Source organism: Romboutsia sp. 13368 (assembly GCF_018336475.1).
In the GTDB taxonomy this organism is placed as follows: domain Bacteria; phylum Bacillota; class Clostridia; order Peptostreptococcales; family Peptostreptococcaceae; genus Romboutsia.
Genome location: NZ_CP048741.1, coordinates 1,966,994 through 1,982,903 on the forward strand (window position 1 = coordinate 1,966,994; position 15,910 = coordinate 1,982,903).

At 28.3% G+C, this 15,910-nt stretch carries 16 protein-coding genes; all 16 read right to left on the bottom strand.

Features of this window, described 5'->3' with window-relative positions; all coding sequences use genetic code 11:
* Positions 1–81: 81 nt before the first annotated feature.
* Entirely contained in the window at positions 82–1,233 is a 1,152-nt protein-coding gene (gene ftsZ / locus G3997_RS08150; protein ID WP_296645299.1) for a cell division protein FtsZ, read from the bottom strand.
* A 104-nt stretch (positions 1,234–1,337) separates the two neighbouring features.
* Positions 1,338–1,691, bottom strand: coding sequence for a small basic family protein (locus G3997_RS08155; protein ID WP_296645300.1), 354 nt, complete (start codon positions 1,689–1,691; stop codon positions 1,338–1,340).
* A 64-nt stretch (positions 1,692–1,755) separates the two neighbouring features.
* Complete coding sequence (locus G3997_RS08160; protein WP_296645301.1) at positions 1,756–2,451, bottom strand: DUF881 domain-containing protein; 696 nt, start codon at positions 2,449–2,451, stop codon at positions 1,756–1,758.
* Complete coding sequence (locus G3997_RS08165; RefSeq protein WP_296645302.1) at positions 2,444–3,124, bottom strand: DUF881 domain-containing protein; 681 nt, start codon at positions 3,122–3,124, stop codon at positions 2,444–2,446. The genes G3997_RS08160 and G3997_RS08165 overlap by 8 nt, the downstream gene beginning before the upstream one ends.
* 27 nt (positions 3,125–3,151) lie before the next feature.
* Positions 3,152–3,895 carry a cell division protein FtsQ/DivIB gene (locus G3997_RS08170; protein ID WP_296645303.1) on the bottom strand — a complete coding sequence of 248 codons (744 nt, stop codon included), beginning with the start codon at positions 3,893–3,895 and terminating at the stop codon, positions 3,152–3,154.
* Positions 3,896–3,913: 18 nt separating this feature from the next.
* Positions 3,914–4,363, bottom strand: a complete 450-nt coding sequence (locus tag G3997_RS08175; RefSeq protein ID WP_296645304.1) for a hypothetical protein — start codon at positions 4,361–4,363, stop codon at positions 3,914–3,916.
* 3 nt (positions 4,364–4,366) lie between these two features.
* Positions 4,367–5,593, bottom strand: coding sequence for an undecaprenyldiphospho-muramoylpentapeptide beta-N-acetylglucosaminyltransferase (gene murG, locus G3997_RS08180; RefSeq protein ID WP_296645305.1), 1,227 nt, complete (start codon positions 5,591–5,593; stop codon positions 4,367–4,369).
* Positions 5,594–5,607: 14 nt separating this feature from the next.
* Positions 5,608–6,738 (bottom strand): stage V sporulation protein E, encoded by a 1,131-nt coding sequence (gene spoVE / locus G3997_RS08185; RefSeq protein WP_296645306.1) that lies wholly within the window; start codon positions 6,736–6,738, stop codon positions 5,608–5,610.
* A gap of 33 nt (positions 6,739–6,771) precedes the next feature.
* Positions 6,772–8,130 carry a UDP-N-acetylmuramoyl-L-alanine--D-glutamate ligase gene (murD, locus tag G3997_RS08190; RefSeq protein ID WP_296645307.1) on the bottom strand — a complete coding sequence of 453 codons (1,359 nt, stop codon included), beginning with the start codon at positions 8,128–8,130 and terminating at the stop codon, positions 6,772–6,774.
* 16 nt (positions 8,131–8,146) lie between these two features.
* Positions 8,147–9,118, bottom strand: coding sequence for a phospho-N-acetylmuramoyl-pentapeptide-transferase (mraY, locus tag G3997_RS08195; RefSeq protein ID WP_296649481.1), 972 nt, complete (start codon positions 9,116–9,118; stop codon positions 8,147–8,149).
* Between the two features lie 38 nt (positions 9,119–9,156).
* Entirely contained in the window at positions 9,157–10,530 is a 1,374-nt protein-coding gene (locus tag G3997_RS08200) for a UDP-N-acetylmuramoyl-tripeptide--D-alanyl-D-alanine ligase (protein WP_296645308.1), read from the bottom strand.
* A 157-nt stretch (positions 10,531–10,687) separates the two neighbouring features.
* Entirely contained in the window at positions 10,688–12,667 is a 1,980-nt protein-coding gene (locus tag G3997_RS08205; protein ID WP_296645309.1) for a stage V sporulation protein D, read from the bottom strand.
* A gap of 12 nt (positions 12,668–12,679) precedes the next feature.
* Positions 12,680–13,045, bottom strand: a complete 366-nt coding sequence (locus tag G3997_RS08210; RefSeq protein ID WP_296645310.1) for a hypothetical protein — start codon at positions 13,043–13,045, stop codon at positions 12,680–12,682.
* A gap of 369 nt (positions 13,046–13,414) precedes the next feature.
* Positions 13,415–14,350, bottom strand: a complete 936-nt coding sequence (gene rsmH, locus G3997_RS08215) for a 16S rRNA (cytosine(1402)-N(4))-methyltransferase RsmH (protein WP_296645311.1) — start codon at positions 14,348–14,350, stop codon at positions 13,415–13,417.
* A 1-nt stretch (position 14,351) separates the two neighbouring features.
* A complete protein-coding gene (gene lgt / locus G3997_RS08220) occupies positions 14,352–15,113 on the bottom strand; it encodes a prolipoprotein diacylglyceryl transferase (protein ID WP_296645312.1) in 762 nt (253 codons plus the stop codon).
* Positions 15,114–15,124: 11 nt separating this feature from the next.
* Positions 15,125–15,910, bottom strand: a 786-nt coding sequence (locus G3997_RS08225) for a tyrosine-protein phosphatase (RefSeq protein WP_296645313.1), incomplete at its 5' end; no start/stop codon positions are given.

Below are 15,910 nucleotides of genomic sequence, written 5' to 3' on the forward strand. Positions count from 1 at the left end.
ATTATATATATGTAGGAATTTATATTAATTTTTATTTAAGTTATAGGTATAAAAAAAGAAGCCATAGGCTTCTTTATATATTTATCTTCTTCTTCTTAAGAAAGTTGGTATTTCCATATCATCATCTAATATAGAACTTCTTCTAGTCTCTTCTCTAGTAACAGCAACTTCTTCCTTTTCTTCTACTTCAACAGGTTTAGTATTAGTTACTGGAGTAGGATTTATTGTAGGTTTGCTTACAGTTTTAACCCTTTCTATTAATTCAGGTTCCATGCTTTTAGCTTCATCAAATCCTGTAGCTATTACTGTTATTCTTATCTCTTCAGCTAAATCTTCTCTTATAGAAGCTCCAAATATTATGTTAGCTTCTGGATCACAAGATTCTTGAACTATTGTAGATGCTTCGTTTATTTCAAGAAGTCCTAAGTTAGCTCCACCTGTTATATTAAGAAGAACTCCCTTTGCTCCTCTTATAGAAGTTTCTAAAAGTGGAGATTGTATTGCTTCTCTAGCAGCTTCTATTGCTCTATTTTCTCCTGTAGCATTACCTATTCCCATATGAGCTAGACCTTGTTCCTTCATTACAGAAGTAACGTCTGCAAAGTCTAAGTTTATAAGTCCAGGTACAGCTATAAGGTCAGATATTGATTGTATACCTTGTTTTAATACATCATCTGCCATAGAGAATGCCTCTAGCATAGAAGTATTTTTTTGAACTATTTGTAATAATCTATCATTAGGTATAGTTATTAATGTATCTACTTTAGATTTTAATTCTGCTATACCATGTTCAGCATTTTTCATTCTTACTTTCCCTTCAAATACGAAAGGCTTAGTAACAACTCCTACAGTAAGGATTCCCATTTCCTTTGCAAGTTGAGCTATTACAGGTGCTGCACCAGTACCTGTTCCTCCACCCATACCAGCTGTAACGAATACCATATCCGCACCTTCAAGTGCTTTTATTATTTCATCTTTACTTTCTTCTGCTGCTTTCTTTCCAACTTCAGGATTTGCTCCTGCTCCTAGACCCCTAGTAAGCTTTTCTCCTATTTGAATCTTAAGTCCAGCTTTTGATGTATGTAAAGCTTGCTTATCAGTGTTTACAGCTATAAACTCTACACCTTGAAGTCCAGCTTCTACCATTCTATTAACTGCGTTATTTCCGCCGCCACCTGCACCAATTACCTTAATTTGCGCAAGACCATCTATTTCTACGTCAAAATTTAGCATATGTAGACCTCCTTATTTTATGATTGTAAGTAAATGTATGTATTAATTATATCATTTAATTCTTAGGTTTTGTTAATTCTTAAGTAAGTATTCCACAAAAATATTTATTTTCCTCTTTTTTTATGACTAATTTTTGTAACAATATGTCTCCTTATAACCGATAAATTGTCAAATAATCTCGACCCAAATACTAGTATAGCGACATAATAAAGCGGTAGACCTAATCTATCTCCTATATATGTCAATATCATCGCTAATAATGCATTACCTATAAAACCTGTCATAAATATCAAGTTATCATACTTATTTTGTAATCCTGCTTTTACTGCACCAAATATCGAATCAAGAGTTGCAAGTATTGCTACAGACATATATAGAGAATACTCTATTGGATAAGTAAATGGAATATAAAAACCAACTACTATTCCAAGCGCTAAACTCGCTAGTATCCATATCATAATGCTCACCTTTTCTATTTTACTTTGAAACTTATATACATTTCAAGTTTTTTAATGCTTTTTATTAATATTTTTTAAAAGAATTTACTGTTATGTCTTTTTTATATATTACTTTTATAGAAATACCATATACTTCTTTTAATATGTTCGTATATGATTCCGGAGAAATAACAGAAGCTTTTAAAGTTTCAATATTACCTACTGCTTTAATAACAAACGGTTGTCCATAAGTTTTATCGTTTACTTTTATAGTTGGACCAGAACATTTTATTTTACTTAAATTTATTAACCGTTCTCCATTTATAGATATAGCTTTTGCTCCTGCTTTTTTCAAATCATTTATAATTCTTAAAATATCTATATCATGTACTATTAAGTCATTAGGATTTTGATTTTCTTTTAACTCTTTTTCACTATCTTTTATAGTTAAAATAATTCCTTCTCCTGATACTTGTGAAGTACCTGTAAATTCCTTTAAGTAATTTAATTCATCATTCATTAAATCTTTTACTGATGCTTCATTCTTTTTAGCATACTTATATTCATTTAAAGATTTTTCATATTCATTTTTTATTTTTTTTAACTTATCTATTTCTTCAACTTCTGTTTCTATTTTTTTTTCTAAATTCTTCTTTTCTTCTAATGTTATATATACTCTATTTGGATTTAAAGTTTTTATGTATATAGCTATAAGAAATCCTAATATAAATGCACATAAAATAATTAGTCTTCGTTTACCTTGTATAAAACTCTTACTCATTTAATTTTCCAACATCTATATTATTTATTTTTTTATCGTATCCACTTATATCTATGTTATCGTTACTCACTATATCTACTTTATAGTTATAGTATTTTTCAATTTCCCACACAATTCCATATTTTATTTTAAGTGCTGACTCTAAGGTTTCTTTATTTCCAATAGCTTTTATAACTATAGGTTCTTCTATTTTAGTATTATTTACATATAAACTATCTTCTCTTAAATCTAAATAGGTATCAAATACTATTCGCTCATCATTTATAGATATTGCACTTGCTTGAGCAGTATTTAACTTATTTATCATAGATAATATTAAATCATAATTATAGATTATACTATTATCTGAGTTATTATTTATTAGTTTAATTATAATTCCACTTCCAGTTACATCTGTATATCCTGCTAGTTTCTCATATTTATTTATTTCGGATTTTAAAACTTCTTCGCCTTCATCATCCTTATATTTCTCTATATTTGATTTTATTGTATTTATTTCTTCTTCTAAACTATCTGATTCTTTCTTTAATGATTTAAGTTGTAATAATAATTGTTCACCTCTTTTAGATGTAGTTGTTCCTTCATTTTCTAATTTAATAGTTTTTAATTGTAGACTTATTAGTATACCTAAAATAATGCTACAAACGATAACACTTTTATAAGGAATTTTCATATTACTCTCTCCTGTTGCACTTAATCTCTAATTTCTATATAAAGCATATTTTTCTATAGTTAAATCTATTTCTCCACCTTGTTGTCTTTTACTTTGTAAATCATATAATATCATTGATAACTTAGATATATTGTATTTCAATGATTCATCATTATTTAGTAATATTTTTATATCATCCTTAGTATACATTTTTATAGAATTAATTTGCATCATATCTATTTTTTCTATCTTTTTATAAATACTTTCTTCTTTTATACACTCTAATAAATAGAGTAACCTTTTTTTATTTTCTTCATTCTTAAATTTTATTTCTTGTAAGTTATTTAAATCATAATCTATATTAACAATTACAATATTATTATCTTTATTATCAATATTTATTTCATCTATAAAATTTCCTTCATTATCAATATAACAATATTCATTATTATTGTGTAATATAGCACATATTTCTTTTTCAATTATACTTATTTTTATAGTATCAGGAAATACTCTTTTTATATTAACAGATTCTATGTATTTATTATCTAATAAAATTTTTTCCATATTATTCATATTATATCTAAATATATTTTTGTCATTTTTTATTTCTAATATTTTTTCAATGTAGTCTTTATCAACATATTTATTCCCTTCTATTACTATATTCTTACTATTAAATATACTACTATTTAAACATGTATACAAAATAATAACTATAATTAATAAAAGACTAAATATAAAAACTATTTTACTATTATTTATATTTTTTTTAATTTTTCTTTTTTTCATATGTATCTCCTTATTAATTTACAGGTTATATATTATAAATACAACTTTTATAACAAGTNCTGCACCTAAATTTCTTAGTATATTTTCAAACTCTTCGTATCCTCTTTCTATATGGTATATATCACTAATATCTGTTTTACCTTCTGATACTAACGCTGCTAGTACTAAAGATGCTCCTCCTCTTAAATCAGGTGATCTAACACTTGCACCGTGTAATTTATCTGTCCCTTTTACCATACATATATTTTCTGTAATATATTTTATATTAGCTCCCATTCTTGCAAGCTCTGCACAATGCATGAATCTATTTTCAAAAATAGTTTCATGAAATACAGTAATTCCATTTGATAACGTCATAAGTGTCATAAGTTGAGATTGCATGTCAGTAGGAAAGCCTGGATGAGGACATGTTTTTACTAAATCAATAGATTTTATATCTAATTTTAAATTATGTGCTAGAGGGGACATATGTTACTTTTTCTTTATTCCAATTACTTTACTTTCATTTTGTGTATCTTCTTTTATATTGGAATCTATATTATTATTTTCTAATTCTTTATTTTCTTTTTTAGATTTACTAACTTTTTTTGTATTATTAGCTTCATATATTTTTATTATTTCATTATATATAAGATCTATGGCTTCTGGTTTTCCTATTTCTTTACTTCTATTTGCCATTTCTAATAATTCTTCTTTATTCCCTAACAATTTAGTAACAGCATCATTTAAGCTTTCAGGTGTTAAATTCTTTTCAAGTATAGCTATCCCTGCACCTTGTTTTTCTATACTCTTTGCATTATATTCTTGATGATTTTCTGCTGTATACGCCTTAGGTATTATTATAGATGGTTTTCCAAGAGCTGTTATTTCTGCTAAAGATATAGCTCCGGCACTTCCTATAACTAAATCACTTGCAGCTAATGCATTAGCCATATCTTCTAAATATGGTACTACCTTTTGATATGGTTTTAAATTTAAATCTTCTATGCTTTTAGCAAACTCTTCAAAATATGGCTTACCTGTTGCAAATATAAATGCGACATCATCTTTAACCATATTTCTTACAACTAATTTCATAGCATCATTTATTTTTCTAGATCCTCCACTACCACCGTAGCAAAGAACCATTCTTTTCTCTTCAGTTATACCTAAAGCTCTTCTTGCTATAGATTTTCTAGCTACTAAGATTTCTTTTCTTACAGGATTTCCTGTAAGAACTAATTTTTCTCTAGTATCTTCTGGGAATCTTTGATGAGAATCTTCAAAGCTAGTTAAAACTCTAGTAACCATCTTTGCAAGTATTTTATTAGTTACACCTGGAAAAGAGTTTTGTTCATGTACAACAGTTGGAACTTTACTCATAGCTGCATTAAATAATACAGGTCCACTTACGTATCCTCCTGTACCTATTACTACATCTGGTTTAAACTTCTTAACTACCTTTCTAGATTGTTCTAAACCTTTAAATAATTTAAAAACTCTTTTTACATTATCTAAATCTATTTTTCTTTTAAATCCTTGTACTGTTACAGTTTTTAATTCATATCCATACTTAGGAACTATTTCAGATTCTATACCTTTCTCTGTTCCTACAAATAATATTTCTGCATCTGGATTTTCTTCTTTTATTTTATTTGCAATGGCGATTGCTGGATATACATGACCTCCAGTTCCTCCACCAGATAATAAAACTTTCATTTAATCATCTCCTGTTAGTTAATTTTGACGTGTTTTGAAATGTTTAATACTATACCAACAGCACTCATAAATATTATAAGTGAAGTCCCTCCATAACTTATAAATGGTAGTGCTACTCCTGTAACTGGCATTGATGAAGTTGCAACAGCTATATTTAAAGCTGCTTGTATTCCTATCTGAGCACCTATTCCTATTACAACCATACATGTAAATATATCTTTACAATTCAATGCTATCCTTACACATCTATAAACTAGTATAACAAATAACATTATCACAACTGCACAACCTATAAGTCCTAATTCTTCACCTATTATGGCAAATATAAAGTCATTTTGTGGTTCAGGTATGTAAAACCATTTTTGTTGGCTTTTTCCTAGTCCCATTCCAAATAAACCACCTGATCCTAAGGCATAAAGACCTTGTATAACTTGGTACCCATTACCTAATGGATCTTGAAATGGATCTAAGAATGATAATATACGTTTTAATCTGTATTCAGATGTAAGAGCTAAAAGTAAGAATAATCCTACTCCACTTCCAAACATAGCTATTACAAATTTCATATTAAGTCCTGCTACAAATATCATAACAAAAGTAACTAGTATTATGGTACCTGCAGTAGACATATTTGGTTGAAGCATTATCAACACAAAAAATAATCCTGGTATTACTAAAAGAGGTAATACTCCTTTAGTTAAAGACTTCATATCGTCATATCTTTTTTCTATAAGTTTTGATGTGATTATTATAGTCGCAAATTTTGCTATTTCTGCTGGCTGTATTGTAAATGCACCAAATCCTAACCACCTTCTTGCACCATTTGCCTTTATTCCTAATGGTGTTAATACTAGGAGTAATAATACCACCGATACTATACCTATAACTTTAGCATTCTTTTTCCAAAATCTATAGTCTATATTGGATATCGTCATCATAGATATAAATCCTAAAGTAGCATAGATAATATTTCTTTTTAGAAAATAATAAGAATCACCATGCTTAAAAGCAGATTGAACAAAACTTGCGCTAAACACCATGATGATTCCTATAAATACTAAAGTCATAGTAGTATAAAATATTACACTATCAAATTCACTTTTTATATTTTTATCAATTTGTTTTTTTAAAGCTCCTTTGGCCATTATAAAGCCTTCCCTCCATTCCCAGATAAGAGGTTACTTTAAATTGTTTACATTATCTTTGAAGTCAATACCCCTCACTTCAAAACTTTTATACATATCCCAACTTGCACATGCTGGAGATAATAAAACTACATCTCCATCCTTAGCAATTTGGTAAGAAGTATTTACAGCCTCTTTCATATCTTTTACTACAGTTATATTATTAAATCCTTTATTTTGAGCGCACTCTTTTATTTTTTGCGCAGTTTCACCTAATAATACTAATGCATATACATGTTCTTTAGCTGCATCTAAAAATTCATCAAAGCTACTTTGCTTATCCATACCTCCAGCTATTAATACTATTTGTTTATTATAAGACTGAACAGCCTTTATACTTGAATCTGGATTTGTAGCTTTTGAATCATTTACAAACATTATTCCATTTAAGTTTCTTACAAATTCCTGTCTATGTTCAACACCTGCAAAAGTTCTTAATACATCTCTTATAGTATCTATATCTATATTACATACATATGCTATTGCAGCCGCTGCCATACAATTTTCTAAATTGTGATTTCCTGGAAGACTAAGTTCATCTTTATTTAAAAGTTTAATTTCTTTATCTATATTGATAACTATATTTTGTTCTTTATCTAGATATATTCCAGAATTTAAACATTCATTTCTAGAGAAGAATATTTTCTTAGCTTTTACCTTATCAGATAAATTTCTTACATCTTTATCATCATAATTTAATATACAAAAATCTTCACTATCTTGATTTTCAAATATTCTAGCTTTAGCCTCTATGTAAGCTTTCATAGTATGATGTCTATTTAAATGGTCCTCTGTAAAGTTTAATATCGCACTTACATGAGGTTTAAATGTATCTATACTTTCAAGTTGAAAACTACTTAATTCTGTAACTAATACAGAATCTTCATTAGCAACTCCTACAGTATCTATTACAGGATTTCCTATATTTCCAACTATATAAGTATCCTTGTTAGCTTTTTTAAATATCTCTCCTACTAAAGATGTTGTTGTTGTTTTCCCATTAGTTCCTGTTATACCTATGAAAGTTGGATTTTGAGAAAGTCTATAAGCAAGTTCTACTTCACCTATTATTTCTATATTTTTAGATTTAAGCTTTAATATAAAAGGTAAATCTAATGGTACTCCAGGAGATACAACTGTCATATCTATATCATCTACATTTTCAGGATGATATCCTAATATATATTCAACATTATCTAAGCCTGAAAGTTCATCTAATATTTCTTTTAATTTTTCTTCATCTTTTATATCATTTACAATTACATTAGCACCTAATTTATTTAAATGTTTAATTGTAGATATACCTGTTTTTGCAAGTCCAACTAGTAAGACTTTTTTATTATTTAAATTCATTGTTAATACCCCCGAATTAGAATATTGCTACTATACCTATCCAAGCAAGTACTACAGTTACTATCCAGAATGTGAATACTACCTTTGTTTCAGGCCATCCGCATTGTTCAAAATGGTGATGTATAGGTGCCATTTTAAATATTCTTTTTCCTCTTAATTTAAATGATGCTACTTGAAGTATAACTGATATAGCCTCTGCAAAGTATATCCCACCAACTAAAGGTATTAAAAGGACACTATTTGTTAATATAGCAAAAGCAACAACTGCTCCACCTAATGCCATAGAACCTGTATCACCCATAAATATTCTAGCAGGATATGCATTAAATCCTAAGAATCCTAAGCATGCTCCAATTGTAGCTGCTGCTAATACTGCAACATCTGTATTTGCAACTCCTGAATAAGATGCAAGTAACATGAAGAATGTAGATACTATTAAAGTTATACCTGATGCTAACCCGTCTAATCCATCAGTTAAGTTAACAGCATTAACTGTTCCAACTATTACAAATACCATTATAGGAACATATAATGGTCCTAAGTTTATTGCTATGTCTGTAAATGGTACCATAAGTTGTGGAGCACTTGCAGATGCTGTGTATTGATAATTTGCAACATATAAAGCTAATGCAAATTGCATTACTATTTTTTGCCAAGGCTTAAGTCCTAATGATCTTCTCTTTTTTATTATTATGAAGTCATCTATAAAACCTATTAATCCAAAGCCAAATATACATATAAGGCCTATCATCATATCTGGTCCTACTTTACTTCTAGTAAGCCCTGTTATAACTATAGCTAATATCATTAATATTCCACCCATTGTAGGTGTTCCATTTTTAGCTAAATGTGTTTTTGGTCCATCATCTCTTACCGTTTGACCAAATTTAAATTTAGTTAACATAGGTATAAATATTGGACCTAATATAACTACTATTAGAAATGAAAATAATGCTGTATAAGTAAGTTCTGTTATTCCTAACATAATATATATCTCCTCTCCCGTGCTGGCTATTTCATTTGTGATTATTTATTAAGATATTCTACTATTTTTTCTAATTGCATACCTCTAGATGCTTTAACTAAAACTACGTCATCATTTTTAACAAGTTCATATAATTTTTCTATAGCATCTTCTTTCGTATTAAAATAATGTATATTACTTTCGTTAAATCCTAGTGTTTTAGCTTCTTCACACATAAATTTTGCATCTTTTCCAATAGCTACTAATACATCTGTATTATTTATAGCATATTTTCCTACTAAACGATGTCCATACTCTGCATGTTCACCCATTTCAAACATATCTCCAAGTATAGCTACTTTTCTATTTTTATATCTTCCAAGTATTTTTAAAGCAGCCTCCATAGAATCTGGGCTTGCATTATATGCATCATTAATTATTGTCATTTTATTAGTTTTTATTATATCTAATCTCATTTTAGTAGCTTTAAAGTTTTTTAATCCACTTTTTATTTGTTCTAAAGATATATTTAATTCTTTACCTACTAATATAGCTGCCATAGCATTATATATATTGTGCTCTCCTACTGTAGGTATAAATATCTCTTCTTTTCTTCCATCTATATAACATGTAAAAGTTAAATCTTCTTCATTCATTTCATAACTTTCACAGTATATATCATTAGTTTTATTAAATCCAAATGTTTTTAAACTATAATTAAGATTTTTTTCCTTTAAAGTTCCTAAAAGTTTATCATCTCCATTTACAATTAATGTGTTCTCTTCATTAAAATTAGTTGCAATTTCCATCTTAGCTTGCAATATTCCTTCTTGAGAACCTAAATTTTCAATGTGCGATAATCCTATATTAGATATAACTCCTATTTTAGGATTTACTATATTTGCTAAATATTCGATTTCTTTAAAGTTTGACATTCCCATCTCTATAACTGCACACTCATAAGAATCATCAAGATTAAATAAAGTTAAAGGTACTCCAAAATGATTGTTTAAATTACCTTCATTCTTCAATGTATTAAACTTTGATGAAACTGTAGCATATATCATATCTCTTGTTGTTGTTTTTCCTACGCTACCTGTTACTCCTATATATGGGATATCAAATTTTTCTTTATAGTATTTAGCAATATTTCCTAATGCTATTTGAGTATCTTCTACTTCTATTAAATTTATATCTGAACTATTTAATTTTATGCTACTACTAGCATTTTTTATGAACGTTTTACATCCATTTTCATATGCAGATTGCATAAACTTGTGACCATCTAGATTTTCTCCTATTACAGCAACGAATACATTGTCTTTATTAGCTTTTCTACTATCTATGACAATATCCATTATAGAATCACTTTCATTACCAATTACTAATTTACCTTTTGTAGCAATTGTTAGTTCTGATACTGTTAAACTTTTCATGCTCAATCCTCCTTATACTTTAATTTTACAAATATATTTATCTCAATAAAAGGCAATGTATAAATCCATATACATTGCCCCCCATTACAAATATCAACTTAATAATTATATACCATATTCATATATTTTTGAAGGTATTTCTAACTATACATTGATTTTAATTATTAAAATATAACATTATACTTGAGTTTTCATCTACTTTAACACCTGGTTTAGGGAACATATCTACTACTTTTGAACCTTCTTTTATCTCTATATCTGTATCTAAGTTGGCCTTTAGCTTACTTTCTTCTAATATTTTTACTGCATCTTCTATTGCTAAGTTCCTAACATCAGGTACTACAACTTGCTCCTTTTGTAATTCTTTTTTCTCTTCCTCTGTATATATTGGCTCAACACCTAAGTATGGTAATACATCATTTAATATTTCTTTAACTATAGGTCCTGCTGTTGTACTACCAAATGCACTTACTCCAGTTGGCTCATCAACTATAGCAAGAAGGACTATTTGAGGATCATCTGTTGGTGCAATTCCCATAAATGAACATATATATTTACCTTGTGCATATCTACCATCTATAACTTTTTGAGCTGTACCAGTTTTTCCACCTATTCTATATCCTGGTATATAAGCTGCATGCCCTGAACCTTGACTAACAACAGATTCTGTTATCTTCATCATTCTATCAGATGTATCTTCTGAAATAACCTGTCTTACCATTTTAGGCTCAATTTCTTCTATTATATTACCCTTATTATCAGTATATCCTTTTACTACTCTTGGTTGCATCATTTTACCATCATTTGCAATAGTTGATATTGCCCTTATAAGCTGCATTGGTGTTACTGATATTGATTGACCAAATGACATTGTTGCAAGCTCTACTGGACCTACATTTTTCTCATTATATACTATGCCTTTAGCTTCCCCAGGTAAATCTATACCTGTTTTTTCCATAAACCCAAAAGCCTCAACATAGTCATACATTTTAGATACTCCAAGTCTTTCTGCTACAGTCATAAATACAGGGTTACAAGAGTTTTGTACTCCTTGTGTAAATGTCTGCTCTCCATGTGGTCTATAGTGTCTCCAACATTTTATTCTTCTTCCACCTATAGTTAAACTTCCTGTACAAGTAAACTTATCACTTTCTTTAACCGCACCTTCTTCTATGCCTGCTGATGATGTTATTAACTTAAATGTAGAACCAGGCTCATATGTATCACTTACTGCAGGATTTCTCCACATTTGATAATATCCATTTATTTTATTTTTATCATCATATTTATCTAATTCTTCTTGATAGTATGGATATATTGGTGTTCTTGAGTCATTAGGATCGTAATCAGGTTTTGATGCCATTGATAATACATCTCCTGTTTTAGGGTCTACCGCTACTACAGTTACCCTTTTAGCATTATTTAATTCATATGCTTTTTGAACAGCTTTTTCAGTATAATGCTGTATAACTTCATCTATTGTAAGTATTAATCCATTTCCCTGTACAGGTTCATAGTATTTTTCTAATCCTTGTGGTATTTCTCTACCTGATGCATCTGTACTGACGATAAGCTTTCCTGCAGTCCCTTTTAAATGTTTATCATATTGCATCTCAACACCAGCTATACCTTGAGAATCTGCTGATGTATGACCTAAAACATAAGATGCAAAATTTCCATATGGATAATATCTTTGATTATCTTCTGCTACCCATATTCCAGAAATTTTAGCTTCTCTTATTTTAGTTGCCTTTTCATCATCTATCCATCTTTGTACTTTTACTAATGCCATATTCTTTTTAGATACTGATTCATATACATCTTCATATTCTTTTTCTAGTATTTCAGATACCTGTTTTGCTGCAGCTTCTTTATCTTTTACTTCTACAGGCTTACACCATACCGTATACTTAGTAACACTTACAGCTATTTCTTTCATATTTCTATCATATATAGTTCCTCTTTTAGGTTCTATTGGAATTTCCCTTGTTTGTTGATCTATAGCTTTTGTACTAAGCCAATCTCCTTTTACAATCTGCAAATATCCAGTTCTAAATGTAAGACCTAAGAATAATGCACAAGCTAATATAAGAACAAGTACTAACCTTTTCTTACTCATTCTTTTTATCTTTTTCAATTGTATCCCCCCTTATTGTTCAACTTCTATGTATCTAATTTGATTTTTCTTAGGATAATCCATATTAAGCTCTTCTTTAGCTCTTTCTTCTATCTCTCTAATAGATGTATTTGTATCTACTTTAGCCCTTAATTCATCTAGCCTTATTTCTTCTTGCCTAAGTTCCTTTTTTAAATAGTGTATGTCATACTTAAGGTTACCTATAACTGCATAACCACATATATTTACTATAATTATTAAAAAGCAAGACAAAAACAGTGCAAACCTCAAAATGAATTTTTTTATCTTTCTTCCTTGTCTCTTTTTATTTTTATTCCGCTTATCTTTTTTATATTCATTTATATTTTTAACTTTATGACTTTTAACTTTATTTTTCATATAATCACCTCTATAACACCCTAATTAGTTATATATTTGAGATAAACATTACAACTTCCTTTCATAAATTTTAGAAAAAAAAGTACATAATMTTTTATTAATTTTAAAAATCTTTTAATTATATATTTATTTATGTTATNTATTTATTTATGTTATATATTAAATTTTAATGTAAAATTCGCTATGCTCATATGACCAACGATATATCCTTTCTACCTCTATGGATACATATGTTGCTAAAAATTTACTTCGCTTGAACGATATATCGACGAAATATTTCATAGCATTGATATATATAATTAAAACATTCTCTTTAAATACAAAAAAGGATTATAAAAATAAATTTATTTTCATAATCCTTTTAAATTACTATATTCTTTCTGCTACTCTTAGTTTTGCACTTCTTGATCTTGGGTTTTCTTCTATTTCCTCTTTACTTGGAAGTATTGGTTTTCTAGTTATAACCTTTACTAGAGATTCTTTATCACATTGACATATAGGTAAATGTGATGGACATACACAATCTAGAGCTAAATCTCTAAATTCATTTTTTACTATTCTATCTTCTAATGAATGGAATGTTATTATACAAACTCTTCCACCTTCATTCATAATAGATACTGCATCATCTATCATTTTTGTTATTACGCCAAGTTCATTATTAACTTCTATTCTTATAGCTTGGAAAGTTCTCTTTGCTGGATGTGGACCATCTATTCTTGCTTTTTTAGGTATAGCTTTCTTTATAACTTCTACAAGCTCTCCAGTAGTTTCTATTGGCTTTTCTGCTCTTTCATCTACTATAAATTTAGCTATACGTTTAGCCCAGTTATCTTCTCCATAATCTTTTATTATTTTAGCTAATTCTTCTTCACTGTAAGTATTAACTACATCATATGCAGAAAATTCACATCTTACATCCATTCTCATATCAAGTGGTGCATCTTGCATATATGAAAATCCTCTATCGGCTTCATCTAATTGATGAGAAGATACTCCTAAATCTGCAAGTACTCCATCTATTTTATATACACCTATTTTAGCTAATTCTTCTTTTATATTTTCAAAATTACTGTGAACAAATCTTACTCTATCACTATATTCACTTAATCTTTCTTTWGCMGTAGCTATAGCATTTTTATCTTGGTCAAATCCTATAAATAGTCCTTTATCAGATAATCTCTTAACTATTTCTTTAGAATGACCTGCTCCACCCATAGTACAGTCTACATATACTCCGTCAGGTTTTATATTTAAGTTGTCTATACACTCATTTAAGAGTACAGAAACGTGATGAAATTCCATGTTAGTTCTCTCCTTGTTTTTCTTCTTTTGTATTATTATTTTCTTTTTTAGATAAATATATATGTGCAATTATAGCTCCAACTACACCTACTAAGCTTATAACTTGCGCCATTCTTAATGGCCCTATCATTAAACTATCAGTTCTAAGTCCTTCTATAAAAAATCTACCTAAAGAATAAAGACCTATATAGTATACTACAATTTGGCCTTCATATTGTTTTTTCTTTCTAAACATCCATAAAAATACAAATATTAATGCATCCCATATAGATTCATATAAAAATGTTGGATGTACTTTTACTCCATCAACCATTATTCCCCATGGTAAATTAGTGGGTCCGCCATGAGCTTCTTGATTTATAAAATTACCCCATCTTCCAATAGCTTGCGCTAGGGGCATACCTATCATAACAGCATCAGCCATTTTAAAGAAATTAATCTTTTTAATTCTTGTAAATATATATCCTGTAAGAATACCAGCTATTAATGCACCATGTATTGCCATTCCTCCACCTCTAAAATTAAGTATCTGAGATGGATTTTGAGAATAATATCCCCAATTAAATAAAACATAATACAATCTTGCACCTAAAAGACCCATAGGGATAGCAATTATAGCCAAATCAAGTACAGTATCTTCATTTATACCAACTCTTTTAGCTTCTTTTAACGCTATTATTGTTCCTAATATCATACCTGTAGCCATAAGTATTCCATACCACATTACATCTATACCAAATATACTAAATGCAACTCTATCCATTTATATACCTCTTACTTTCTAAATATTTTTTTAAAAAATCCTTTTGATTTTTCATATCTTATAGGAGATTCTATATATATTTCTTCATTATTTATAACTTTACTTGGATTTTGTATAAATAAAGTTTCTGCCTTTTTAGATCCATATTTTTTAACTACATAATCATAAGTTTCTTTTATTATAGGTCTACGTCTTGTACTTGAATGTGCATCTGTAGCTATAAAATGAATCATATTATTATAAAGTAATATATCACTTACTTTCTTCATTTCAATTCCATTTTTACCCATTATACTTGATGAATTAACTTGAATTAAAGCTCCTTCATTTATGCATTCATAAATTAAATTTACATTTTCCTGTACTTTTTTATATCTTTCAACATGCGCTAATATAGGTATATATCCTCTTATCTTAATTTCATATATTATATCTAGAATATTTTTAGGAAAATTAAGTGGAGGAAATTCTATTAATAAGTATCTACTATTATTTAAACTATAAAACTCTTTTTCTTCTATAATCTCTATTATATCTTCACTATAATAAAGTTCATTTCCTATAAAAACTTCTATATCTATATTATTTAATTTAAGTATATTATTAAAGTCTTTTACTCTACCTAAAAGTTCTTTTCCCTTTATATAGTTAAAGTTTGGATGATAATGTGATGTGTTAATAATTTTCCTTATACCTTCATTATAAGCTATTTTAGCCATTTTAACGGCATCATCTAAATCTTTTGCTCCATCATCAACATTTGGAACAATATGACAATGAATATCTATCATGTATAC